23 protein-coding genes are annotated in these 23,157 nt (G+C 72.1%); 3 read left to right on the forward strand and 20 right to left on the reverse strand.

What is annotated here, in order from left to right; all coding sequences use genetic code 11:
• Window positions 1–11: 11 nt before the first annotated feature.
• Window positions 12–584, reverse strand: coding sequence for a bifunctional pyr operon transcriptional regulator/uracil phosphoribosyltransferase PyrR (gene pyrR, locus M2266_RS06570; RefSeq protein ID WP_277437294.1), 573 nt, complete (start codon window positions 582–584; stop codon window positions 12–14).
• Window positions 585–821: 237 nt separating this feature from the next.
• Between pyrR and bldD the strand changes: the two genes are divergently transcribed.
• Window positions 822–1,322 carry a transcriptional regulator BldD gene (gene bldD, locus M2266_RS06575; protein ID WP_277437295.1) on the forward strand — a complete coding sequence of 167 codons (501 nt, stop codon included), beginning with the start codon at window positions 822–824 and terminating at the stop codon, window positions 1,320–1,322.
• A 117-nt stretch (window positions 1,323–1,439) separates the two neighbouring features.
• Here bldD and M2266_RS06580 read toward each other — a convergent pair whose 3' ends face one another.
• The 15 genes from M2266_RS06580 to M2266_RS06650 form a co-directional block, all read right to left on the reverse strand.
• Window positions 1,440–2,900: an aminotransferase class V-fold PLP-dependent enzyme gene (locus M2266_RS06580; protein ID WP_277437296.1), complete on the reverse strand. Its 1,461-nt coding sequence runs from the start codon at window positions 2,898–2,900 to the stop codon at window positions 1,440–1,442.
• Window positions 2,901–3,020: 120 nt separating this feature from the next.
• Window positions 3,021–3,446 (reverse strand): transcription antitermination factor NusB, encoded by a 426-nt coding sequence (gene nusB / locus M2266_RS06585; protein WP_138352604.1) that lies wholly within the window; start codon window positions 3,444–3,446, stop codon window positions 3,021–3,023.
• A gap of 1 nt (window position 3,447) precedes the next feature.
• Window positions 3,448–4,014 (reverse strand): elongation factor P, encoded by a 567-nt coding sequence (gene efp, locus M2266_RS06590; protein WP_269269536.1) that lies wholly within the window; start codon window positions 4,012–4,014, stop codon window positions 3,448–3,450.
• 52 nt (window positions 4,015–4,066) lie between these two features.
• Complete coding sequence (locus M2266_RS06595) at window positions 4,067–5,176, reverse strand: aminopeptidase P family protein (RefSeq protein ID WP_277437297.1); 1,110 nt, start codon at window positions 5,174–5,176, stop codon at window positions 4,067–4,069.
• Window positions 5,177–5,295: 119 nt separating this feature from the next.
• Complete coding sequence (locus tag M2266_RS06600) at window positions 5,296–5,994, reverse strand: AAA family ATPase (RefSeq protein ID WP_277437298.1); 699 nt, start codon at window positions 5,992–5,994, stop codon at window positions 5,296–5,298.
• A 136-nt stretch (window positions 5,995–6,130) separates the two neighbouring features.
• Entirely contained in the window at window positions 6,131–6,571 is a 441-nt protein-coding gene (gene aroQ, locus M2266_RS06605; RefSeq protein ID WP_277437299.1) for a type II 3-dehydroquinate dehydratase, read from the reverse strand.
• On the reverse strand, window positions 6,568–7,659 hold the full coding sequence (gene aroB / locus M2266_RS06610) for a 3-dehydroquinate synthase (protein WP_277437300.1): 1,092 nt from the start codon (window positions 7,657–7,659) through the stop codon (window positions 6,568–6,570). Before aroB ends, aroQ begins: the two co-directional genes overlap by 4 nt.
• Window positions 7,656–8,171 carry a shikimate kinase gene (locus M2266_RS06615; RefSeq protein WP_277437301.1) on the reverse strand — a complete coding sequence of 172 codons (516 nt, stop codon included), beginning with the start codon at window positions 8,169–8,171 and terminating at the stop codon, window positions 7,656–7,658. The genes aroB and M2266_RS06615 overlap by 4 nt, the downstream gene beginning before the upstream one ends.
• Window positions 8,168–9,352: a chorismate synthase gene (gene aroC / locus M2266_RS06620; RefSeq protein WP_277437302.1), complete on the reverse strand. Its 1,185-nt coding sequence runs from the start codon at window positions 9,350–9,352 to the stop codon at window positions 8,168–8,170. The genes M2266_RS06615 and aroC overlap by 4 nt, the downstream gene beginning before the upstream one ends.
• 146 nt (window positions 9,353–9,498) lie before the next feature.
• Entirely contained in the window at window positions 9,499–10,341 is an 843-nt protein-coding gene (locus tag M2266_RS06625) for a shikimate dehydrogenase (protein WP_277437303.1), read from the reverse strand.
• A gap of 85 nt (window positions 10,342–10,426) precedes the next feature.
• Window positions 10,427–12,187, reverse strand: a complete 1,761-nt coding sequence (mltG, locus tag M2266_RS06630; protein WP_277437304.1) for an endolytic transglycosylase MltG — start codon at window positions 12,185–12,187, stop codon at window positions 10,427–10,429.
• Between the two features lie 121 nt (window positions 12,188–12,308).
• Window positions 12,309–12,773 carry a Holliday junction resolvase RuvX gene (gene ruvX, locus M2266_RS06635; RefSeq protein WP_277437305.1) on the reverse strand — a complete coding sequence of 155 codons (465 nt, stop codon included), beginning with the start codon at window positions 12,771–12,773 and terminating at the stop codon, window positions 12,309–12,311.
• 2 nt (window positions 12,774–12,775) lie between these two features.
• Window positions 12,776–15,448 (reverse strand): alanine--tRNA ligase, encoded by a 2,673-nt coding sequence (alaS, locus tag M2266_RS06640; RefSeq protein WP_277437306.1) that lies wholly within the window; start codon window positions 15,446–15,448, stop codon window positions 12,776–12,778.
• Window positions 15,448–15,789 carry a DUF6167 family protein gene (locus tag M2266_RS06645; RefSeq protein WP_277437307.1) on the reverse strand — a complete coding sequence of 114 codons (342 nt, stop codon included), beginning with the start codon at window positions 15,787–15,789 and terminating at the stop codon, window positions 15,448–15,450. The genes alaS and M2266_RS06645 overlap by 1 nt, the downstream gene beginning before the upstream one ends.
• 6 nt (window positions 15,790–15,795) lie before the next feature.
• Complete coding sequence (locus tag M2266_RS06650; protein ID WP_277437308.1) at window positions 15,796–16,239, reverse strand: DUF948 domain-containing protein; 444 nt, start codon at window positions 16,237–16,239, stop codon at window positions 15,796–15,798.
• Between the two features lie 181 nt (window positions 16,240–16,420).
• Between M2266_RS06650 and M2266_RS06655 the strand changes: the two genes are divergently transcribed.
• Window positions 16,421–18,571: a tetratricopeptide repeat protein gene (locus M2266_RS06655; protein ID WP_277437309.1), complete on the forward strand. Its 2,151-nt coding sequence runs from the start codon at window positions 16,421–16,423 to the stop codon at window positions 18,569–18,571.
• A 22-nt stretch (window positions 18,572–18,593) separates the two neighbouring features.
• On the opposite strand, the gene rpsD is transcribed toward M2266_RS06655, so the two are convergent.
• Window positions 18,594–19,205, reverse strand: coding sequence for a 30S ribosomal protein S4 (gene rpsD / locus M2266_RS06660; protein ID WP_138352618.1), 612 nt, complete (start codon window positions 19,203–19,205; stop codon window positions 18,594–18,596).
• Between the two features lie 124 nt (window positions 19,206–19,329).
• Here rpsD and M2266_RS06665 point away from each other — a divergent pair, with 124 nt between their 5' ends.
• Window positions 19,330–20,058: a DUF2470 domain-containing protein gene (locus M2266_RS06665; RefSeq protein WP_277437310.1), complete on the forward strand. Its 729-nt coding sequence runs from the start codon at window positions 19,330–19,332 to the stop codon at window positions 20,056–20,058.
• Between the two features lie 144 nt (window positions 20,059–20,202).
• Here the strand turns inward: M2266_RS06665 and M2266_RS06670 are convergent, their stop codons facing one another.
• The 3 genes from M2266_RS06670 to M2266_RS06680 form a co-directional block, all read right to left on the reverse strand.
• Entirely contained in the window at window positions 20,203–21,552 is a 1,350-nt protein-coding gene (locus M2266_RS06670) for a replication-associated recombination protein A (protein WP_277437311.1), read from the reverse strand.
• An 11-nt stretch (window positions 21,553–21,563) separates the two neighbouring features.
• Complete coding sequence (locus tag M2266_RS06675; RefSeq protein WP_277437312.1) at window positions 21,564–22,283, reverse strand: gamma-glutamyl-gamma-aminobutyrate hydrolase family protein; 720 nt, start codon at window positions 22,281–22,283, stop codon at window positions 21,564–21,566.
• 85 nt (window positions 22,284–22,368) lie between these two features.
• Window positions 22,369–23,124, reverse strand: coding sequence for an FCD domain-containing protein (locus M2266_RS06680; protein WP_277437313.1), 756 nt, complete (start codon window positions 23,122–23,124; stop codon window positions 22,369–22,371).
• Window positions 23,125–23,157 lie beyond the last annotated feature (33 nt).

Genomic DNA, 23,157 nt, shown 5'->3' on the forward strand with positions numbered 1-23,157 from the left:
CGGTGCCTGCGCTATTCGTCCGCCGGGGAGCCCTCGCGCACGCCGAGGAGGACCGTGTCGCGGCCGTCCTCTTCGGTGAGGTGGACCTTGACGGTCTCGCGCAGCGAGGTGGGGAGGTTCTTGCCGACGTAGTCGGCCCGGATCGGGAGTTCGCGGTGACCGCGGTCGACCAGGACGGCGAGCTGTACGGCGCGCGGCCGGCCGATGTCGTTGAGCGCGTCGAGGGCGGCGCGGATCGTGCGGCCCGAGAAGAGCACGTCGTCGACGAGGATCACCAGCCGGCCGTCGACGCCGTCGGCGGGGATGTCGGTGCGGGCCAGCGCGCGGGCCGGGTGCAGCCGCAGGTCGTCGCGGTACATGGTGATGTCGAGCGATCCGACCGGGACCTTGCGGCCGGTGATGTCGGCGAGCTTGTCGGCCAGCCTGCGGGCGAGGAACACGCCGCGGGTGGGAATGCCGAGGAGCACCACGTCATCGGCGCCCTTGGCGCGCTCGACGATCTCGTGGGCGATGCGGGTCAGGGCCCGTGCGATGTCCGGTGCTTCGAGCACCGGACGTGCGGGGGTACTGCGGTCTTCAGCCATGGAGGGCTCTCCTTCCCCGCCTCACGGGACGGGTCTTAAAGGACGCCAGGGGTACACCCTCACGCTACCAGGCGCGCAGGTCGCGTTCTCGGGCGGGCACCCGCAGGATGAGCACACCGGTACGAATCGGACGCCTGATCAGTACAGGGAGGCCGGTCCGGACCATTCGGCTTGACGAAGTCAAATTACGCTGCGTAACCTCACAGTGAGTCACCGAGTTTCCGTCCGGGGAGCCTTATGTCCAGCGATTACGCCAAACAGCTCGGAGCCAAGCTCCGCGCCATCCGCACCCAGCAGGGTCTCTCCCTCCACGGGGTGGAGGAGAAGTCCCAGGGCCGCTGGAAGGCCGTCGTGGTCGGCTCGTACGAGCGTGGCGACCGCGCCGTGACCGTACAGCGACTGGCCGAGCTGGCGGACTTCTACGGAGTTCCCGTCCAGGAGCTGCTGCCCGGCACCACGCCGGGCGGGGCGGCCGAGCCGCCGCCGAAGCTCGTCCTGGACCTGGAGCGGCTGTCCCAGGTCCCGCCGGACAAGGCCGGTCCGCTGCAGCGCTACGCCGCGACCATCCAAAGCCAGCGCGGGGACTACAACGGCAAGGTGTTGTCGATCCGCCAGGACGACCTGCGCACGCTGGCCGTGATCTACGACCAGTCGCCCTCGGTCCTCACCGAGCAGCTCATCGGCTGGGGCGTCCTCGACGCGGACGCGCGCCGCGCGGTCGCGCACGAGGACAGCTGACAAACACCAGTGCAGAAACGTCCCGCCCGGGGCGGTGCCCGCAAGGACACCGCCCCGGGCGGTTCTGTTCTCCCGCGCTGCTTCCCGGACCTCCCGACGGGCCGACGACGGCCTCCGTCACCCATACGGCCCAGTCCGCGCCCGGAAGAGGCGGCCGATGACCTCCGGCAACAACCGCTCGGTCAGCCGGGACGGCAGCGCCTGCAGCACCGCCAGCACCGGAGCCATCCGCTGCGGGAGCGCGCCGTCCGCGGAGACGCCCGCGAGCCGCAGGGCCAGGGCGACCTCCTCGGGGCCCAGCTTCTCGGGGTCGAGCGCGCCGGCGAGGTCGACGAGCCCCTCGTCGACGGTGGCGGGACCGAGGTCCCGGGCCCGCCCTACGGCGCCGCCCAGCTCCTCCAGCAGCAGGGCGATCCGCCCGGGGGACGCCACCGCCGCCGTGACGGTCAGATGCAGATTGGCCGGGGAGCCCCCGAAGGCGGGCTGCGGCTGCAGGAACCACCCGCGCATCCGCAGCTCGTCGGCGACGACGAAGGGGTCCACGCCCGGGTCGTCGGAGGCCACGGCGATCAGTGCGGCCTCCGGTGTGCCCAGCACCCGCAGCCCGTCGATCCGGCCGATACCCCCGACGAGGGCCTGTACCGCCTCGTGCACGCGCCCGGACAGCTCGCCGTACCCCGCAGGGGTTATGCGCTGCAGCACCGCCCAGGCGGCGGCCAGCGGTGCGGCGGACTTCGTTCCCTGCAGGGTCGCGTTGACCACCGGGTATCCGGGCCAGGAGGCGTCCGCGAACCAGCCGTGCCGGCGCAGCTCGGCGTCCCGGAAGAGCAGCACCGAGGCGCCCTTGGGCGTGTACGCGTACTTGTGCAGGTCCACCGAGAGCGAGGTGACGCCGGGGACCGCCAGGTCGAAGGCGGGCGGCCGGGGCAGCGCCGGGGGCAGGTGGGCCAGGTACCAGCCGCCGATGCAGGCGTCGACGTGGCACAGCACCCCGCGGGCGGCCGCCGCGGCGGCGACCGGCGCGACCGGGTCGATCACCCCGTGGGCGTAGGACGGCGCCGAGGCCACGACCAGGGCCGTCCGGTCGGTGAGGGCGTCCGCCATGGCCCGCGGACGGGCGCGGAACGTCACCGGGTCCACCGGGACCGGGACGACGGTCAGGCCGAAGAGGGCGGCGGCCTTGCGGAAGGCCGCGTGGGCGGTGGCCGGCAGCACCAGCTCGGGCTCGGTGACGCCCCGGGTGCGGCGGGCGTGCTCGCGGGCGGTCAGCACGGCCAGCAGGCAGCTCTCGGTGCCGCCGCTGGTGAAGGTGCCGGCTGTCGTGTCGTCCCCGCCGAGCAGCCGGGCGGCCCGGCCGACGATGTCGTTCTCCAGGGCCACCACGCTGGGAAAGGCCGTCATGTCCAGGCCGTTGACCCCGGCGAAGGTGGCCTGGGCGCGCTCCGCGAGCTCGTCGAGACCGTCGAGGCCGGAGTCGTAGACGTACGCCATGGTGCGGCCGCCGCGCACCGGCAGGTCCTGGGAGCGCAGCGCCGTCAGCCGGTCGATGATCTCCCGGTCGAGCTCTTGATCGGACATGCGAGCGAAACTAGGCCACGGTCCGGGAACCGCACCAGGCCCAAAGCAGAGGTTTGTTCAACTTCTGCTCCGGGCCTGGTCTTTGGTGCGGGTGGCGCTGTACTGCTGCCGCCGGGCGGGCTATCGCCGCAGCGTCGGCTTGAGATCCTTCAGACGGGCCAGCAGCCCGTTGACGAAAGCGGGCGACTCGTCCGTGGAGAACTCCTTGGCGAGTTGGACCGCCTCGTCCAGCACGACCGCGTCCGGGGTCTCGTCCTCCCAGATCAGCTCGTAGGTGCCGAGCCGCAGGACGTTCCGGTCGACGACCGGCATCCGATCCAGCGTCCAGCCCACCGAGTAGGTCGCGAGCAGCTCGTCGATGCGGGGCGCGTTGGCGGCGTACCCCTCGACCAGCTGCATGGTGTACTCGGTGACCGGCGGCTGCCGGTCGTCGGTCCGGGCGAGCCGGATCCAGTCCGCCATGGCGGTCTTCGGGTCGACACCCCGTTGATCCGCTTCGAAGAGGATCTGGAAGGCGCGCTTGCGGGCCTTGTTCCGAGCAGCCACGTTAGCTGTTCACCCGGCCGAGGTAGTCACCCGAACGGGTGTCGACCTTGATCTTCTCACCGGTGGTGATGAAGAGCGGGACGCCGATCTCGTAGCCGGTCTCGAGGCGGGCCGGCTTGGAGCCACCGGTGGACCGGTCGCCCTGGACGCCCGGCTCGGTGTACTCGATGACCAGCTCGACGGAGGCCGGGAGCTCGATGTACAGGGGCGAGCCCTCGTACATCGCCACGACGGCGTCGAAGCCCTCGAGGAGGTAGTTGGCGGCGTCGCCGACGACCTCGGGGGTGATGTACACCTGCTCGAAGGTGTCGCTGTCCATGAAGACGAAGTCGGTGCCGTCCTTGTAGGAGAACTGCATACCGCGCTTGTCGACGTTGGCCGTCTCGACCTTGATGCCGGCGTTGAAGGTCTTGTCGACGACCTTGCCGGACAGCACGTGCTTGAGCTTCGTGCGGACGAAGGCGGGGCCCTTGCCGGGCTTGACGTGCTGGAAGTCGACAACGGTCCAGAGCTGGCCGCCGTCGAGCTTGAGCACGAGGCCGTTCTTGAGGTCGTTCGTGGATGCCACGGTTGCGGAATCTCCTGAAAGTGCAGCTTCGGAGACCGAGGAACGCGCCCTTCTACAGGGCGAGCAGCTCCTTGGTCGTAATGGTGAGTAGCTCAGGCCCGCCGTCCGTCGGAGGACGTACGACGAGTGTGTCGTCGATGCGGACACCGCCGCGGCCCGGAAGGTGGACCCCCGGTTCGACGGTGACCGGCACGCAAGCGTCCAGTTTACCCATGGCCGCAGGTGACAGCCGAGGGTCCTCGTCGATTTCGAGTCCCACACCGTGCCCCGTCACCTCTCCGAGGGCCTCCGCGAAGCCCCCGGCGGCCAGTACGGAGCGTGCCGCGTGGTCGACATCACGGCAGGCCACACCGGGTGCGAGGGCCTCCCGGCCGGCCCGCTGGGCGGCGAAGACCAGCTCGTACAGTTCGATCTGCCAGTCGGCGGGAGAAGTCCCCACGACGAAGGTGCGGCCGACCTCGCAGCGGTATCCGCGGTAGCAGGCGCCGAGCCGGACCGTGAGGAAGTCCCCCTCCTCGACGCGCCGGTCGGTGGGGACGTGCCGGGCGGCGCCCGAGTGCGGGCCGGTTCCCACGCAGGTGGGGAAGGCCGGGCCGTCCGCGCCGTGGTCGATCAGCCGGCGCTCCAACTCCAGCGCGAGGTGCCGCTCGGTCCTGCCGATCAGGATCGACTCCAGCAGCTCGCCGAGCGCCTGGTCGGCGAGTTCGGCGGCGATCCGGATCGCGGCGATCTCCTGCTCGTCCTTGACCACCCGCAGCTGTTCCACGGCTCCGCCGAGGTCGGACAGCCGCACGCCGGGCGCGACCGAGCCGATCACCCGGTGCCGGGCGACGGTGAGGTGGTGCTCCTCGACGGCCAGGGTGTCGCCTCGCCGGTCGAGGACCAGGCCGGCGGCGGTCACCACCGGATCGGCGTCCGACCTCGTCAGGACCACGGTCCGCACGTCGTCCGGCGGCTGCCCCTCGGAGAGGTCCCCGGCAGTGGGGCGGCGGCGGACCAGCACGTCCTGTGGTCCCGGGCCGACGAGCAGGACCGCGCCGGGCGGCGCGCAGCCGGCCAGGTAGCGGATGTTGGCGGGGCGGGAGACCAGCGCGGCCGCCGCTCCTGCCGCCGCGCATCGGTCGCGCAGGCGTTCTCTGCGGGCTGCGTGCACGTCGGACATGTCGCGAGCGTACGTGCGGGCCGTCCGGGGGGCCGCCCGAGCGCGTCCGACCGGGGGCGGGGCCGCCCCGCGCACGGTGGTGGGCGCCACCGGCCGGGCGGCTCAGGGCTCCGGGCCGGCTACCAGACGGGCGGGCCCTGGACGCTGCGGGCCACGACCCGGTCCAGCGCGGCCGCGGCGGCGACCACGTCGAGCTGCGAGTTGTCGATGATCGGCAGCCCCGATCCGTACCAGCCGGCCATCCGGCCGTGGATCCGGGCGACCTCCTCGTCGGACAGCCGCCGGTTCCCGTTGCGCGCGGCGTTGCGGGCGAGGACCACGTCCAGGCCCGGGAGCAGGACCACGGGCAGCAGGCCGGGCCCGACGTGCCGCTTCCAGCCGCCGAGGCCGACGACCGGCCGGTCGGGGAAGACCGCGTCGTCGATGATGCACGAAATGCCGTTGGCCAGGAAGTTCCTGGCCGAGAAGCCGCAGGTGCGGCGGGCCAGCCGGTACTGGGCCTCGGAGTGCTCGTTCCACCCGGCCTGCGGGTCCGCGAAACCGGAGCGGACCCATTCGCGCACGTCGTCGAGGCTGATGTGCGCGGTCGGAACACCGCGGGTGTCGGCCCAGTGCCGGGCGATGGTGGTCTTCCCGGCCCCGGCGGCGCCGATCAGCAGGACCGCCACGGGCCCGGACCCGCCGCCCGGCAGCTGGCCGCCGGAAGCGGCGGGCAGCTGCACCGGGCCCGCGGCGGGCAGGGGGAAGTGGCCGGTGGTGCTGGGGGCCGGCTGAGGTCCCGGCCGGCCGGGCTGCGGTGCCCCCACAGCGTGCTGCATCCCGTCCCACTCCATCTCGTGCCGGAGGTTCTGCTTCCGTGACGGCCGGGAACGGGCCGTTCGAACCGAACCGTACCGTCCCCGGCGGGTCTTGTGTGAACGGCCGGGGAGCGGCACAGGTGCCCGGACGGCGGTGTCAGCCGCTGATCTCCTCCGCCAGGGCCCGCAGCGCCAGCCGGTACGAGCCGATGCCGAAGCCCGCGATCGTGCCGGTGGAGACGGCCGCGATGACCGAGGTGTGACGGAATTCCTCACGGGTGTACGGGTTCGAGATGTGCACCTCGACGAGCGGGGCGGTGCGCTGGGCCGCCGCGTCCCGGATCCCGTACGAGTAGTGCGTGAACGCGCCCGGGTTGATGACGACCGGGATCCGTCCGTCGGCCGCCTCGTGCAGCCAGCGGATCAGCTCGCCCTCGTCGTTGGTCTCCCGGACCTCCACGTCGAAGCCGAGCTCCTTGCCCACCGCGGTACAGGCCTCGACGAGCCCGGCGTACGAGGTGGCGCCGTACACGTCCGGCTCCCGGGAGCCGAGCCGGCCGAGGTTCGGCCCGTTCAGCACCAGGACGCGGCGGGTCACTTGGAGACCTCGGCGTAGGCGGCGACCAGGACGGCCGGGTCCGGGCCCTCCAGGACAGTGGGCTTGGCCAGGCCGTCCAGCACGATGAAGCGCAGCAGGTCACCGCGGGACTTCTTGTCGACGCGCATGGTGTCCAGCAGCTTCGGCCACTGGTCCCCGCGGTACGTCAGCGGCAGCCCCACCGACTCCAGGACGGTGCGGTGCCGGTCGGCGGTCGCGTCGTCGAGCCGACCGGCCAGCCGGCCCAGCTCGGCGGCGAAGACCATGCCGATGGAGACGGCGGCGCCGTGCCGCCAGTTGTAGCGCTCGTTCTTCTCGATGGCGTGCGCGAGGGTGTGGCCGTAGTTCAGGATCTCGCGCAGGCCGCCCTCCTTGAGGTCGGCGGAGACCACGTCGGCCTTGACCCGAATGGAGCGCACGATCAGCTCGGCGGTGTGCTCGCCCTGCGGCGTACGGGCCCCGGCCGGGTCGGACTCGATCAGGTCGAGGATGACCGGGTCGGCGATGAAGCCGGCCTTGATGATCTCGGCGAGACCGCTGATGTAGTCGTTGGGCGGCAGCGAGTCCAGCGCCGCGAGGTCACACAGCACCCCGGCCGGCGGGTGGAACGCACCGACCAGGTTCTTGCCCTCGGCGGTGTTGATGCCGGTCTTCCCGCCGACCGCCGCGTCCACCATGCCCAGCACGGTGGTGGGGACGGCGATCCAGCGCACCCCGCGCAGCCAGGTCGCCGCCACGAAGCCCGCGATGTCGGTGGTGGCTCCGCCGCCGACGCCGACGATCACGTCGGTGCGGGTGAAGCCGGTCTGGCCCAGCGCCTTCCAGCAGTAGGCCGCGACCTCGACGGTCTTGGCCTCCTCCGCGTTCGGCAGCTGGATCGCGATGGCCTCGAAGCCCTGCTCGGCGAGGTCCGCGCGCAGCGCCTCGCCGGTGGCGGCCAGCGCCTCCGGATGCAGCACGGCGACCCGCTTGGCGGCCGGACCGATCAGCGCGGGCAGCTCGGCCAGAAGCTGGCGTCCGACCAGCACCTCGTACGGCTCCGTGCCCGCGCTGCCGGCGATCGCGATCCGGGTGGGGTTCTCGCTCATGCGTCCTTCAACTCCAGTGCGTCGAGGACCGCCTCGGCGGCGTCCTCGGGGGTGCGGCCGTCCGTGGAGACGACCGCGCGGGCGACCTCGGTGTACAGCGGACGGCGCTTCTCCATCAGCTCGCGCCACTGCTGGCGCGGAGCGACGGCGAGCAGGGGACGCGGGGCGTCCAGGCCGACCCGCTTGACGGCGTCGTTGACCCCGACGTCCAGGAAGACCACCGGGCGGCCGCGCAGCAGGCTGCGGGCGACCGGCGACAGGATCGCGCCGCCGCCGAGCGCCAGGACGCCGGTGTGCTCGGCGAGGGCGTCGGTGACCGCGGCCAGTTCGAGCTGCCGGAAGTGGTCCTCACCGTCGTTGATGAAGATCTCCGGGATCGACTTGCCCGCGGTCTGCGCCACATCCGCGTCGGTGTCGCGGTAGTCGGTGCCGAGCCGGGCCGCGAGCAGCATGCCGACGGTGGTCTTGCCCGCGCCGGGCGGGCCGACGAGGACGACCAGCGGCCCGGTCACCGGATCGCCAGGTTCTTCAGGTACCCCTCGACGTTGCGCCGGGTCTCGCCCACCGAGTCGCCGCCGAACTTCTCCGCGACCGCGTCGGCGAGGACCAGCGCGACCATGGCCTCCGCCACGATCCCGGCGGCCGGCACCGCGCAGACGTCCGAGCGCTGGTGGTGGGCCGCCGCGACCTCACCGGTGGTGACGTCGACGGTGGCCAGCGCGCGCGGCACCGTCGCGATCGGCTTCATCGCCGCCCGGACGCGCAGCAGTTCACCGGTGCTCATGCCGCCCTCGGTTCCGCCGGAGCGGCCGGTGGAGCGGCGGATGCCCTCGGGCGTCGGCACGATCTCGTCGTGCGCCTGCGAACCGGGGACCCGCGCCAGGCCGAAGCCGTCACCGATCTCGACGCCCTTGATCGCCTGGATGCCCATCAGGGCGGCGGCCAGCCGCGCGTCGAGCCTGCGGTCCCAGTGAACGTGGCTGCCGAGCCCGACGGGGACGCCGTAGGCCAGCACCTCGACCACGCCGCCGAGCGTGTCGCCGTCCTTGTGGGCCTGGTCGATCTCGGCGATCATCGCCTCGCTCGCCTCCGGGTCCAGGCAGCGCACCGGGTTGGCGTCGAGCGCCGCCTCGTCCGCGGGGAGCGGCACGACCCCGTACGGGGCCTTGGCCGCGGCCAGCTCGACGACATGGCTGACGATCTCGATGCCCGTCGTCTCCTTGAGGTAGGAGCGGGCGACGGCGCCCAGCGCGACGCGGGCGGCGGTCTCGCGGGCGCTGGCACGCTCCAGGATCGGCCGGGCCTCGTCAAGCGCGTACTTCTGCATGCCGGCGAGGTCCGCGTGGCCGGGGCGCGGACGGGTCAGCGGCGCGTTGCGCCCCAGACCGGCCAGGATCTCCGGGTCGACGGGGTCGGCCGCCATGACCTGCTCCCACTTGGGCCACTCGGTGTTGCCGACCATGACGGCGACCGGGCTGCCCATGGTCAGGCCGTGCCGCACGCCGCCGAGGAAGGTGACCTCGTCCTGCTCGAACTTCATCCGGGCACCGCGGCCGTACCCCAGCCGCCGGCGCGCCAGCGCGTCCGCCACCATCGCCGTGGTGACGGGAATGCCGGAGGGCAGCCCCTCCAGCGTCGCGACGAGTGCGGGGCCGTGCGACTCCCCCGCGGTCAGCCAGCGCAACCTGCTCAACGGTGCTCCTCTTGCTCGCGCCTCGAACGTCCGAATGTCGACGGCACGGCCGGGTGCGCGGCCCTGGCCCGCCGCCACCGATCCTCCCACGGCCGGAGACACCTCCCACCCCCGGTCCATCTTGTGGACGCCCCGGGGCGCCGGGTTCAGGACGGTCGGACGGCCCCGAGTGCGGCCTCGCCGGCGGCGCGCATCGCTGCCAGGGGGGCGGGGGTGCGGGTGGTCATCCGCTCCACCTGGAGGACCGCCTGGTGGACCAGGAGGTCGAGGCCGCCGAGGACCTCGCCACCGCGGGCCGTCCAGGCGGCGGCGAGGGCGGTCGGCCACGGGTGGTACAGCACGTCGAAGAGCGCGCCCGGCCGCTCCGGCACGGACGCGGCGAAGCCGTCGGTGGCGCCCGCCGGGGTGGTGGCGATCACCAGCGGCGCCTCGAACGCCTTCGCCGCGTCGCCCCAGTCCCCGGTGCGCACCCGCACGCCCAGCCGCTCGCCCCACTCGCGCATCTCGGCGGCGCGGGCGGCGCTGCGTACGTACACGGTGACCTCGCCGGCGCAGATCCGGGCGAGCGCGGCCAGCGCGGACGAGGCGGTGGCGCCGGCGCCGAGGATCGCGGCCGACTCGACCGCCGTCACCCCGCGCTCGCGCAGGGCGGCGACCATGCCGGGGATGTCGGTGTTGTCACCGGTGCGGCGCCCGTCGGCGGTGAACACCACGGTGTTCACCGCCTCGACGGCGGCCGCGGTGTCACTGACCTCGTCCAGCAGCGGGAAGACGGCCCGCTTGAGCGGCATGGTCAGCGACAGCCCGGCCCACTCCGGCGCGCTCAGCCGGTCGAGGAAGCCGGGCAGCGACGCCTCGTCCACCTCGAACGGGTCGTAGCGCCACCCGCTGAGACCGAGCTCCGCGTAGGCGGCCCGGTGCAGCACCGGTGAGAGGGAGTGGGCGATCGGCGATCCCAGAACCGCTGCCCGGCGCTGCTCCACGTTCACGTTGTCCGTTTCCGTTCCGTCGGGCCCGGTCGGCCCCGGGTCAGGCGCACGATCATGTCCGGCGTGATCATGTCCGGCGCCGCATCTAGCCCTTGTACTGCCTGGCGAGCTTGTCGTGTTCCGCCAGGGTCTTGGTGAACTGGGTGGTCTTCCCGTCCAGCGAGATGAAGTAGTACCAGTCGCCGACTTCCGGATCAATGGCCGCCTTCAGCGCGTCGATCCCCGGGTTGCCGATCGGACCGGGCGGGAGACCCGTGTTGTGGTACGTGTTGTACGGGTCGTTCAGCTTGCGCATCTCCGCGAGGTTCAACTTCGTCTCGTGCTGGTTCTTGATGTAGTTGAACGTCGAGTCGAATTCGAGCTTGCCATTGGTCTCGGTGTTCTTCGGATTCAGGCGGTTGTAGACGACGCGCGACATCTTGCGGAAGTCGTCGGTCGTCTTGCCCTCGGCCTGCACCAGGCTCGCGACCGTGATGACCTCGAGCGGCGTCTTGAGGCCCAGCTTCCGCGCCTCGCCCGCGAGGTCGTACTTCTTGTACTGGTTCGAGGCCTCCTCGACCATCTTGCCGAGTATGGCCTCCGGCTTCATGCCCTTTCCTACGCTGTAGCGCGTGGGGAAGAGGAAGCCCTCCAACGGGTCCTTGATGTTCGCGCCCTGGTTGGCCCAGTCGGGCAGACCGAGGGTCTTCGCCTTGGCGATCGCCACGCCCTTGGTCGTGCCGTCCGCGAGTCCCAGCTTCTTGTCGATCACCGCGTAGATCTGGGCGTCGCGCATCCCCTCGGGAATGATGATCGCGCTCTGCTTGGTCGGGTCGGTCATCATCGTGACCGCCGACGCGGCCGACATGTCCTTGTGGAGGAGGAAGACGCCGGCCTGGATGCTCTTGCCCTTGGGGTTCTTGCCGGCCGCCGCGGTGAAGGCGTCGACGCTCTTGACCACGCCCGCGGTCTTGAGGATGTTGCCCATGTCCGTGAGCGTCGAGCCCTTGGGGATCTCGACCTGGACGTCTCCGGTGCCCTCGCCCGAGAAGTCGGGGGCCGCGCCGAAGTGGCTCTCGTAGAACTGGTAGCCGAAGTAGCCGGCGCCGCCGACGCCGCCGCCGAGGACCAGCAGGACGACCAGGCAGGCGCAGCCGCTGCGGCGCTTCTTGCCCTCCTTCTTACCGCCCTTGCCACCGCGCTTGCGGCCGCCGCGGCCGGCGGGCACGTCCTCGTCCGGCTCGGACTCGTCGCTGTCGTCGGCGAAGAAGGCGTGCGTCTCCGGCTCGGCCTCGGCCTCCCAGTCGCCCGTGTTCTCCGGGGCGGACCGCATCGGCTGCTGGGGCTGCTGCTCCGGCTGCCGGTGCTGGGGCTGCTGCGGGGGCGGGTAGCCGCCCTGCCCGTAGAAGTCGGGCTGCTGCGCGCCGTAGGGATCGGCCGGCGGCTGGCCGCCGTAGGGGTCGCCGGGGTTGGCACCGTAGGGGGCGGACGAACCCCCGGAGGTGTCCCAGTCGTTGTACTGCTGCTGCCCGTGCTGCTGCTGCCGGCCCTGCGGGTGCTGCTGCGGATACTGCTGCTGCGGGTACTGCTGCTGTTGCTGTTGCTGCTGCTGGGGGTACCCCTGCTGCGGGTACTCCTCCTGCTGGGGGTACTGCTGCTGGTTGGGGTACTGCTCCTGCTGCCCGTACTGCTGCTGCTGGGGTGCCTGCTGACCGTTGTACGGGTACTGCGGCTGCTGCCCGGTGGCGTAGGGATCCCAGTCGTCCTGCTGCTGCCGGTGCGGCTGCTGCTGGTATCCCTGGTCACCGAAGAGCGGGTCCTCGGGATGCCACGGTTCGGAGCCGGAGCCCCGGCCATAGTCGGTCATCGATCCCCTTGGTACGCGTCGGTACGCGGGGCGATCGCTCCGTCCGAAACTGGCCGCCCCTTGCGAAACGGGCGGCGCCAGGTGGCGCCGCCGTGTCGCGCGGAACGTTACCGTACCGCGATCAGATGACCACTTCGACGCTCTCCCCCGCTGGTTTGCCGGACACCCGCTCCGTCTCGAGGGCGCTCTGCAGGATGACGATCGCGGCTGCCTGGTCCACCACCGCACGGCCCTTCTTGGCCTTGACGCCCGACGCGCGCAGTCCCTGGGTCGCGGTGACCGTGGTCATCCGCTCGTCCACCAGGCGCACCGGGACGGGGGCGATGATTTTCGCCACATCCAGCGCGAACGCCCGGACCTTGGCCGCCGCGGGACCCTCCTTGCCGCTCAGTGAGCGTGGCAACCCGAGGACCACCTCGATCGGCTCGTACTCCTCGACGATCGCCGCGAGGCGGCGCAGCGCCGCCGGGACGTCCCGCCCCGGTACCGTCTCGACCGGCGTCGCGAGGACCCCGTCGGGGTCGCACGAGGCGACCCCGATCCGGGCGTCCCCGACGTCGACGGCGATACGCCTGCCCCTGCGCACCGTCAGACCTTCTCTTCGACCAGGCGCTGGACCGCGGCGACGGCCTCGTCCACGGCGGCCGGATTCTGGCCGCCGCCCTGGGCGACGTCGTCCTTGCCACCGCCGCCGCCACCGAGGGTCTTGGCCGCGGCCTTGACCAGTTCGCCGGCCCGGACGCCGCGCTCGCGGGCGGCCTCGTTGGTGGCGATGACGGTGAGCGGGCGGCCGTTGGCCACGGTGAACAGCGCGACGACGGCGGCCCGGCCGGCGGTACCGACGCGCTGGCGCACGTCCAGGACGAGCTTGCGCAGGTCGTCGGCGCCGGTGCCCTCCGGCACGGTGCCGGTGACCAGGGCCACGCCCTTGATGTCCTGGGCGCCCTGGGCCAGGCCCGCGGCGGCCTGCAGGACCTTGTCGGCGCGGAAGCGCTCGATCTCCTTCTCCGCGTCCTTGAGCTTGGCGAGCATGCCGGAGATCTTGTCGGGCAGCTCTTCGGGACGGCCCTTCACCAACTCGGTGAGCTGGGCGACGACCGTGTGCTCGCGGGCCAGGAACTTGTACGCGTCCACCCCGACCAGCGCCTCGACGCGGCGGACCCCGGAGCCGATGGACGACTCGCCGAGCAGCTTGACCAGCCCGAGCTGGGCGGTGTTGCCGACGTGCGTGCCGCCGCACAGCTCCTTGGAGAAGTCGCCGATGGTGACCACGCGGACCCGGTCGCCGTACTTCTCGCCGAACTCGGCGATGGCGCCCTGCTTCTTGGCCTCTTCCATGCTCATGACCTCGGCGGTCACGTCGAGTTCCCGGCCGAGCACCTCGTTGATCTTCTGTTCGACGTCGGTGAGCACCGTGCCGGGAACGGCGGCGGGCGAGCCGAAGTCGAAGCGGAAGCGGCCCGGGGAGTTCTCGGAACCGGCCTGTGCGGCGGTGGGGCCGAGCGCGTCGCGCAGCGCCTGGTGCGTCAGGTGCGTCGCGCTGTGGGCGCGGGCGATGGCCCGGCGGCGCACCAGGTCGATCTGGGCGAGCGCGCCGGCGCCGAGGGTGACCTCGCCGACCTGCACGACACCCTTGTGCACGCTGACGCCGGCCACCGGCTGCTGCACGTCGCGGATCTCGATGACGGCGCCGGTGTCGATCCTGATCCGGCCGGTGTCGGCGAGCTGGCCGCCGCCCTCGGCGTAGAACGGGGTGCGGTCCAGGACGATCTCGACCTCGTCGCCCTCGTGGGCGGCCGGCGACGGGACGCCGTCGACGAGCAGCCCGACGACGGTGGCCTCGTTCTGGTTGTTGCTGTAACCGGTGAACTCGGTGGTGCCGGAGCGGTCGGCGACCTCGCGGTAGGCGGAGAGGTCGGCGTGGCCCTGCTTCTTGCCCCGGGCGTCGGCCTTGGCGCGGTCCCGCTGCTCCTTCATGAGGCGGCGGAAGCCTTCCTCGTCCACCGAAAGGCCCTGTTCGGAGGCCATTTCGAGGGTGAGGTCGATCGGGAAGCCCCACGTGTCGTGCAGCAGGAACGCCTTGTCGCCGGAGAGGACGGTGCCGCCGGCGGCCTTGGTCTCGCTGACGGCGGAGTCCAGGATGTTGGTGCCGCCGCTGATCGCCTTGAGGAAGGCGACCTCCTCGGCGAGCGCCACGGTCTCGATGCGCTTGCGGTCGGTGACCAGCTCCGGGTACTGCTCGCCCATCGTCTTGATGACGGTGTCCACGAGTTCGCCGACGACCGGCCCGGTGGCACCCATCAGCCGCATGTTGCGGATGGCGCGGCGCATGATGCGGCGCAGCACGTAGCCGCGGCCCTCGTTGCCGGGGGTGACACCGTCGCCGATGAGCATCACGGAGGTGCGCATGTGGTCGGCGACGACGCGCAGCGAGACGTCGGTGCCGTGCTCGGCGCCGTACCGGACCCCGGTGAGCGCGGTGGCGGTGTCCATCACCACGCGCAGGGTGTCGGTCTCGTACATGTTCTGCACGCTCTGCAGGATCATCGCGAGGCGTTCGAGGCCGAGACCGGTGTCGATGTTCTGCGACGGCAGCTCGCCGAGGATCTCGAAGTCGTCCTTGCCCTGGCCGGGGCCGCGCTCGTACTGCATGAAGACCAGGTTCCAGATCTCCACGTAGCGCTCGTCGTTGACGGCCGGGCCGCCCTCGACGCCGAACTCGGGGCCCCGGTCGTAGTTGATCTCGGAGCAGGGTCCGCACGGTCCGGGGACGCCCATGGACCAGTAGTTGTCGGCCTTGCCCAGGCGCTGGATCCGCTCGGCGGGGACTCCCACGACCTCGCGCCAGATGCGCTCGGCCTCGTCGTCGTCCAGGTACACGGTGACCCAGAGCTTCTCGGGGTCCAGGCCGTAGCCGCCGTCCGCCACGGAGCCGGTGAGCAGCTCCCAGGCGTACTTGATGGCGCCTTCCTTGAAGTAGTCGCCGAACGAGAAGTTGCCGCACATCTGGAAGAACGTGCCGTGCCGGGTGGTCTTGCCGACCTCTTCGATGTCGGGCGTGCGCACGCACTTCTGCACGCTCGTGGCGCGGTCGAAGGGCGGCTTGACCTCGCCGAGGAAGTACGGCTTGAACGGGACCATGCCCGCCGGGACCAGCAGCAGCGTCGGGTCGTCGGCGATGAGGGACGCCGAGGGCACGACCGTGTGCCCGCGCTCCTCGAAGAAGCGCAGCCAGCGGCGGCGGATTTCTGCCGACTCCATCAGTGATCGTCCTTCCGGTTGTACGACTGCTTGTGCGACTGCTTGTAGGACTGCTGCGGGCGCGGCAGGGGCGCGTCGAGAGCGGCCCTGCGCTGCTCGGGGAGATCGCGCTCGGCGGCCTCCAGGCCCAGCGCGTCCTTGAGTTCGATCTCGCGCTCGGTCATCCCGGCGCGCACGTCCTGGGCGAAGAGCCGCAGGCGGGCGCCGGTTTCGAGCGCCTTGTCGGCCGCTGTCGCGGCGAGGCTGTCCGGAGAGAGCCTGCGCACCGCGCGGTTGACCTTGGTGGTGGCCCAGACGCCTGCGGCGGCGCCGGAGAAGAACCAGAACAGGCGGCGGAACATGGTGTGTCAGCCCTTCGAACGGTTGCGTCGGCTGCCGCGCCGGGCGGCCGGCAGCACCTTGCCGGCCACGACGGTCGGGGTCTTCCCCGCCTTCCCCGCACCCTTGGCCTGCAGGCCTACCGCGCGCCGCACCCCGTAGCCGAAGGCGGCGACCTTCACCAGCGGCCCGCCGAAGGTGGAGGCCACGGTGGAGGAGAGCGCGGAGGCGTTGGCGGTCACCTCGGCGACGTCCGCGGTGATCGTGTCGACGCGGTCGAGCTGGGTGTGCGCGGAACGGAGCGCCGAGGTCGCCTCGCCCAGCAGCGGAACCGCCTGCTCGGTGACGCTCGCGACCAGCTCGGTGGTCTTCCTGAGCGTCTGGGACAGCCGGACGAGCGCCACCGCCAGGAACGACACCAGGATCGCCCAGAAGACGGCCACGATCAGGCCGGCCACCTCTCCACCGGACACGTTCTGCGCTCCCTCACCCTCACCACTTCACAACGACAATCAGCTCCCGACCCTATCGCGCCCGGCCTCGGCGTTCGTACCGCGTTCCCGGCGCGGCGGCAGCGTCGCAGGGTAGTACCCCGGGCCCCCGGCGGGAGCGTGATTGTACGTTCCGCTCACCACCCCGTACGCTCCGTAGACCATGGACACAGCGGGAAACCTCCCTGCCGAGCTGAACAGCTTCGTCGGGAGGGCCGCCGAACTCGCGGCCCTCGGCGGTCTGCTGGAGCGGGCGCGGCTGGTCACCATCACCGGGGTCGGCGGTGTCGGCAAGACCCGGCTCGCCATGCGGACGGCCCGGCAGCTGCAGAACCGGTTCCCCGACGGGGTGTGGCTCGTGGAGCTGTCCGCCCTGTACGACGCGGAGCTGCTGGAGTACACCCTGGCCGAGGCGCTGCGGCTGGCGGACCACACCGGACGCCCGCCGCGGGCCGCGCTCGCCGAGGAACTGGCCGAACGCGAACTGCTGTTGGTGCTGGACGGCTTCGAGCATGTGGTGACGGAGTGCGCGGAACTCGTCGCGGAGCTGCTGCGCCGGGCGCCCGGCCTGCGGGTGCTGGCCGCCGCACGCCGGCCGCTGGGCATCACGGGTGAGCACACCGTCCCGCTGGCGCCGCTGCCCGTGTCCGCCGAGGACGGGGACGCCGTCCGGCTGTTCGCCGACCGGGCCGCCGCCGTGCTGCCCGGCTTCACGGTCACCCCGGCCGACCGGGACGCGGTGGTGGAGCTGTGCCGGCGGTTGGACGGCATCCCGCTGGCGCTGGAACTGGCGGCGGGCCGGCTGCGGGCGCTCTCGGTCGACCAGGTGCTGCAGCGCCTCGACGACCGCTTCCGGCTGCTGACCGGCGGCGACCCCAGCGCGCCGACCCGCCACCACACGCTGCGGACCGCGATCGGCTGGAGCCACGAACTGTGCACACCCGCCCAGCGGCTGCTGTGGGCGCGGCTCTCGGTCTTCGCCGGGCAGTTCGACCTGGAGGCCGCGGAATACGTGTGTTCCAGCCCCGATCTGCCCGCCGAGGACGTCATGGAGACGGTCGCCCAACTGGTGGCGCAGTCGGTCGTGGCCCACGAGGAGGGTGTCGGCTACCGGATGCTAGAGACCGTCCGCGAGTACGGCGCCGGCTGGCTGGAGGCGCTGGACGACACGGCGCGCATGCAGCGCCGGCACCGCGACTGGTACCTGGGGCTGGCGACCTGGTGCGAGCTGGACTGGTTCAGCCCCCGGCAGGCCGAGGTCGCCGCACGGGTCGAGGCGGATCTGCCCAATCTGCGGCTGGCGCTGGAGTTCAGCCTCAGCGGATTCGAGGATCCGCACGTCGGCCAGTACCTCGCGGCCACCCTGTGGTTCTACTGGGTGGGCTGCGGGCGGCTGTCCGAGGGCCGGTTGTGGCTGTCCAGGGCGCTGGAGCTGGAGACCTCGCACGCCGAGGCGCGGGCCAAGGCGATGTGGGTGTACGGGTACGTCGCCGTGCTGCAGGGCGATCCGGTGTGCGCGCTCGGCGTGCTGCAGGAGTGCCGTGACGAGGCCGCGCTGACGGGCAACGCGCCGGCCTCGGCGTACGCGGTGCACCGGCTGGGGTGCCTCGCGCTGCTGTCGGACGACATGGTCAGGGCCGAGGAGCTGATCGGGAGGGCGCTGGACGCCTATCGCGCGATCGGCGAGCTCAACAGCAACGTGCTGATGGCGCAGGTCGAGCTGGCGATGGCGGTCGCCTTCCGCGGTGACCTGGAGCGGGCGGTGGCGCTGAGCGAGGAGGTCCGCGACATCTGCCGCGACCACGGGGAGCGCTGGACCCTGGCCTACGCGCTCTACGTGCTGGGGTACGCGGCCTGGCTCGCCGGGGACCCGGCGGCCGCGCGCGAACTGGTGGAGGAGTGCCTGGTCATCGACCACGCCTTCCACGACCTGGTCGGCGCGGTGCTCGCCATCGAACTGTTGGCGCTGATCACCGAGGGCGAGGGCGCGCCGTACGAGGCGGCGGTGCTGCAGGGGGCGGCGGGCCGCGTCTGGCGCTCGGTGGGGCTGCGGCTGTTCGGTTCGCGGTTCTTCAACGCGCCGCACCAGCTGTGCGAACAGCGGGCGAGGGACGCCCTGGGCGACACCGACTACGAGTCCGGGCTGGCGGAGGGCGCGCGGTTCGACCTGGACGCGGCGGTGGCGCGGGCCCTGGGCGGCCTGCCGGCGGACCAGCCGCCGGGGCGGCCGGCCACCGGAGCGCGGCCGGCCGGCCCCCGTACGCACGAACCCGCCGCCTCCCCTGCCGTGGGCGGCGGGGAAACGGCGGGCTGAGGGTACGTGGGCTCTCGCCGGATCAGCGGGCGTAGTACTCGACGACGAGCTGCTCGTCGCAGATCACCGGGATCTCGCGACGGTTCGGGTCGCGGTCCAGGCGGAAGGCCAGGGCCTGCAGGTTGACCTGCAGGTACTTCGGCGTCTCACCCTCGCCGGCCCAGCCACCCTCACGGGCGACCTGGAACGGGGTCTTCTCGCGGCTGCGCTCGCGGACCATGACGACGTCGTCGGGGCGCACGCGGAAGGAGGGCTTGTCGACCTTGCGGCCGTTCACCTCGATGTGGCCGTGCACGACCATCTGCCGGGACTGGTAGATGGTGCGGGCCAGACCGGCCCGCAGGACGAGCGCGTCCAGACGGCGCTCAAGCTCGATGATCAGCGCTTCGCCTGTCTTGAGGTCGACCTTCCGAGCGCGGTCGTAGGCACGGCGCATCTGCGTTTCGCTGATGTCGTACTGGGCGCGCAGACGCTGCTTCTCGAGCAGACGCGTCTTGTAGTCGCTGTTCTGCTTGCGACCGCGGCCGTGCTCGCCGGGCGGGTACGGGCGGGCCTCGAAGTACTTGACTGCCTTGGGGGTCAGCGCGATGCCGAGCGCACGCGACTTCTTGACCTTGGGACGCGACTGGTTCACGTGGAACGATCCTCCATGTAAATTAGGTAAGGCTTACCTTAGCTGAGGAGATCGCATGATTCGACCCGGGAACCCCATGCCTGCGCACGGTCAGCCGCGCCCCGATATGGACGATGCGCTCCGGATGCCATCGGCAGCCGAACGCGCGCGAACTCTAGTCGAGGGTAACCCGTCGGCTGTACTGGTCATTCCCGGGCTGACCACCGTACCGCCCGGTCAACTGGTGCCCGAGATGCGCAGCGTCGGCCCCGAGGGCGACGTGTTCCTGCTGTTCCCCACCGACTCCCCGGCCGTGCGGGCCGCGACCCACGCCGACGCCGACGAACTGACCGCTGTGTTGGAGATCACCGACGTGGCGCCGGTCTCGGTGCCGCACCGGATCCGCGGCCGCGCCTGGATCGCGGGCTGGCTGACGCCCGTGCGCGACGAACCGGTCGTGCCCGGCACGGCGCTGCTGCGGCTGGAGGTCGGCGAGGCGTCGGTCGACGACCTGTGGGGCGCGGATCAGGTGGAACCCGACGAGTTCGCCGACGCCGTCGCCGACCCGCTGGCGCCGCACGAGACGGAGCTGCTCCAGCACCTGGCCACCGCGCACGGGGACCAGGTGGGGTGGCTGTGTGGGCTCGTCGACGGCTACGGCGGCCGGGACGGCGCCGAGTGCGCGGCGGCCCGGACGGCGGTGCCGGTGGCGCTGGACCGTTTCGGCCTGCGGGTGCGGTTCACCGACCCCGACGGCACCTTCGACGCCCGCTTCGACTTCCCGGAGCCGGTGCGCGGCCAGGAGGAGCTGCACCGGGCGATGCACACCCTCTTCGACGCGGCCCGCGCCTCGGCGGACGATCTGCGCGGCTAAGGGCTGTCCCGTAATCCCTGGTGGATCAGCGCGCGGCGTCAGATGCGGTGCATCGCACGCACCAGACGCCCCGGGCCCCGCCCTCCGGGCGGACGCCGGTATGTGTCAGACACGGCCTAGCCCGGTCCGGCGAAGCCGCCGGGGTCACTCCCCCGCCAGGCGCTCCCGGACGCGGTCGAGGACATCGGCATACCGGGCCTCCGCGCCGTAGCGGGTGGGTTCGTAGTAGCGCCGGCCGTGCACCTCGTCGGGGGCGTACTGCTGGGCGGCGATGGCGCCGGGCAGGTCGTGCGGGTACCGGTAGCCCTGGGCGTGGCCGAGCTTGGCCGCGCCCTTGTAGTGCCCGTCGCGCAGATGCGGCGGCACCGGCCCCGCCAGCCCCTTGCGCACGTCGGCGAGCGCCGCGTCGATCGCCAGGTACGCCGCGTTCGACTTCGGCGCCAGAGCGAGGGCGATCGCGGCCTGCGACAGGATGATGCGCGCCTCGGGGAAGCCGATCATCGCGACGGCCTGCGCCGCGGCGACCGCGGTCTGCAGCGCGCCCGGGTCGGCCAGGCCGACGTCCTCACTGGCCGAGATCATCAGCCGGCGGGCGATGAAGCGGGGGTCCTCCCCCGCCTCGATCATGCGCGCCAGGTAGTGCAGCGTGGCGTCCACGTCCGAGCCCCGGATGGACTTGATCAGAGCGCTCGCCACGTCGTAGTGCTGGTCGCCGTCGCGGTCGTACTTCACCGCGGCCCGGTCGACGGACTCCTCCAGCGTGCTGAGGCTGATCTCCTCCTCGCCCTTGGCGATGGCCGAGCCGGCGCCCGCCTCCAAAGCGGTCAGGGCGCGCCGCGCGTCCCCGCCCGCGATGCGCAGCAGGTGCGCCTCGGCGTCGGCGGGGAGGGAGACGGCCCCACCGAGACCGCGCTCGTGGGTGAGCGCCCGGTGCAGCACTCCGCGCAGGTCGTCGTCGGTGAGCGGCTCCAGGGTGAGCAGCAGCGAGCGGGACAGCAGCGGGGAGATGATCGAGAAGTACGGGTTCTCGGTGGTGGCCGCGATCAGGGTGACCCAGCGGTTCTCGACGGCGGGCAGCAGCGAGTCCTGCTGGGCCTTGCTGAACCGGTGGATCTCGTCCAGGAAGAGCACCGTCTCACGGTCGTAGCCGCCGGACTGCCGCTTGGCACTCTCGATGACCGCGCGGACCTCCTTGACGCCCGCGGTGATCGCCGAGAGCTCGACGAAGCGCTTGTTGGTGGCCTTGCTGACCACGTATGCGAGGGTCGTCTTGCCGGTGCCGGGTGGGCCCCACAGGATCACCGAGGACGGTCCCGCCGGGCCGCCGCTGCCCTCGCCGACCAGCCGGCGCAGCGGTGAGCCCTGCTTGAGCAGATGCTGCTGGCCGACCACCTCGTCCAGGACGCGCGGGCGCATCCGCACGGCGAGCGGGCTGTTGCCCGGCTCCCTCTCCTGGCGGTCCTCTGCGGCTGCGGTGAACAGGTCGGGCTCCATATCGTCCGAGCCTATGGCACGGGTGTGACAGCACCTCCTGCCGCGGCCAGCAGGGCCAGGACCAGTCTTGGGTCCGATCCCATCTCGGGGTGCCACTGCACACCCAGCGCGAAACCGGGTCCCGGCAGCTCGACCGCCTCCACGGTGCCGTCCTCGGCGTACGCGCTCACGGCCAGCCCGGCGCCGAGCGTGCCGACGGCCTGGTGGTGGTACGTCGGCACGCTGGTAGGGGCGGGGGCGATCCGGGCGAGCAGGGTGCCCGGCACCGGGGTCACGACATGGTCGCCGAAGACGCCCGGCGAGACGGCGTGGCCGTCGTGGCCCACCCTGTCCGGCAGGTGCTGGACGAGGGTGCCGCCGTACAGCACGTTCAGCAGCTGCATTCCGCGGCACACGGCGAGGACAGGGGTGCCGGAGTCGATCGCGGCCCGCAGCACCGCCAGTTCCCACCGGTCGCGCTCGCGGGCCCGCGGCCCGGTGCGCGGATGGCGCGGCTCCCCGTAGAGCGAGGGTTCGACGTCGGGGCCGCCGGACACGATGACGGCGTCCATCCTGGCGACCGCCGTCGCCGCGACGTCCGGATCGTCCGGCGGCAGCAGCACGGCGATACCGCCCGCGGAGCGGACCATGCGGGGGTAGACCTCCGGCAGCAGCACGACGTCGGTCTCCCAGACGCCCCACCGGGCGGTGTCGAGGTAGGTCGTGACGCCGACCAGCGGCTGCTCGGGCATGGACCGGTCCTCCTGAACGAGTTTCTCCAAAGGTCTGTCTGCGTACCTTTACGACTACCGGGACGCTGCGCAAGCCTCGCCCGGATCAGGCGAGGAAACCGCGCAACAGGGCCGCCGTGCCCTCGGCGTGCTCGCGCATCACCGCCCCGGCGGCCGCCTCCTCGCCCGCGAGGATGGCCTCGACCAGCACCGCGTGCTGGCCCTGTGAGTGTTCGAGGTTGCGCACCAGGATGGGGATGCAGTCCAGGAGTTCGTTGACCTGGGCGCGCACCGCGGCGTACTGCGTGGCCAGCGACGGGGAGCCGCAGAGCTCGGCGATGGTCAGGTGCAGCAGGGTGTCGGCGCGCCGGTAGTCGGCGGTGGCCGCGTCGCCGGTCTCGCGCAGCCGGCGGCGCAGCAGGTCCGCCTGCTCCCCGGTCAGTTCCGTGCGGGCGCACAGCCCGGCCGCCCCGACCTCCAGGACCTCGCGGAAGCGCAGCACGTCGTCCAGGCCGCCGGCGCCCAGCCCGGCCGCGCGGCGGCGCAGCTCGTCCTCCGCGTCCGCCCGGCCCGCGCCGTGGGACGGCAGGCGGCCGCGGACGAAGGTGCCGCCGTGCCGGCCGCGGCGGGTCTCGACCAGCCCCTGCTCGTGCAGCACCTTCAGCACCTCGCGCAGGGTGACGCGGCTGATCCGCAGCCGCTCGGCCAGCTCGCGCTCGGCGGGCAGCCGCTCCCCGTCGGGCACCAGGCCCAGGCGGACGACCTGGAGCAGCTGTTCGAGCGCCTCCTCGAAACCGTTGCCGCCGCGGACCGGCCGCAGCACCGGGGCCAGCGGATCGACGGAGATCCGACGCTCACTCATGCGCGGGCCCCTTCCCCTTCAATGGTTCCAACA

This window comes from Streptomyces sp. SPB162, from assembly GCF_029504575.1.
Classification (GTDB): Bacteria; Actinomycetota; Actinomycetes; order Streptomycetales; family Streptomycetaceae; genus Actinacidiphila.

Bases quoted from the DNA above. Each gene is read 5' to 3' on its own strand.
- M2266_RS06670 (WP_277437311.1), bottom strand. From the start codon at position 21,552: ATGGAGCCCGACCTGTTCACCGCAGCCGCAGAGGACCGCCAGGAGAGG.
- pyrR (WP_277437294.1), bottom strand. From the start codon at position 584: ATGGCTGAAGACCGCAGTACCCCCGCACGTCCGGTGCTCGAAGCACCG.
- M2266_RS06600 (WP_277437298.1), bottom strand. From the start codon at position 5,994: ATGCAGCACGCTGTGGGGGCACCGCAGCCCGGCCGGCCGGGACCTCAG.
- M2266_RS06665 (WP_277437310.1), top strand. From the start codon at position 19,330: ATGCCATCGGCAGCCGAACGCGCGCGAACTCTAGTCGAGGGTAACCCG.
- bldD (WP_277437295.1), top strand. From the start codon at position 822: ATGTCCAGCGATTACGCCAAACAGCTCGGAGCCAAGCTCCGCGCCATC.
- M2266_RS06595 (WP_277437297.1), bottom strand. From the start codon at position 5,176: ATGTCCGACGTGCACGCAGCCCGCAGAGAACGCCTGCGCGACCGATGC.
- M2266_RS06675 (WP_277437312.1), bottom strand. From the start codon at position 22,283: ATGCCCGAGCAGCCGCTGGTCGGCGTCACGACCTACCTCGACACCGCC.
- M2266_RS06645 (WP_277437307.1), bottom strand. From the start codon at position 15,789: ATGTTCCGCCGCCTGTTCTGGTTCTTCTCCGGCGCCGCCGCAGGCGTC.
- M2266_RS06655 (WP_277437309.1), top strand. From the start codon at position 16,421: ATGGACACAGCGGGAAACCTCCCTGCCGAGCTGAACAGCTTCGTCGGG.
- mltG (WP_277437304.1), bottom strand. From the start codon at position 12,187: ATGACCGACTATGGCCGGGGCTCCGGCTCCGAACCGTGGCATCCCGAG.
- M2266_RS06580 (WP_277437296.1), bottom strand. From the start codon at position 2,900: ATGTCCGATCAAGAGCTCGACCGGGAGATCATCGACCGGCTGACGGCG.
- M2266_RS06680 (WP_277437313.1), bottom strand. From the start codon at position 23,124: ATGAGTGAGCGTCGGATCTCCGTCGATCCGCTGGCCCCGGTGCTGCGG.
- aroB (WP_277437300.1), bottom strand. From the start codon at position 7,659: ATGAGCGAGAACCCCACCCGGATCGCGATCGCCGGCAGCGCGGGCACG.
- alaS (WP_277437306.1), bottom strand. From the start codon at position 15,448: ATGGAGTCGGCAGAAATCCGCCGCCGCTGGCTGCGCTTCTTCGAGGAG.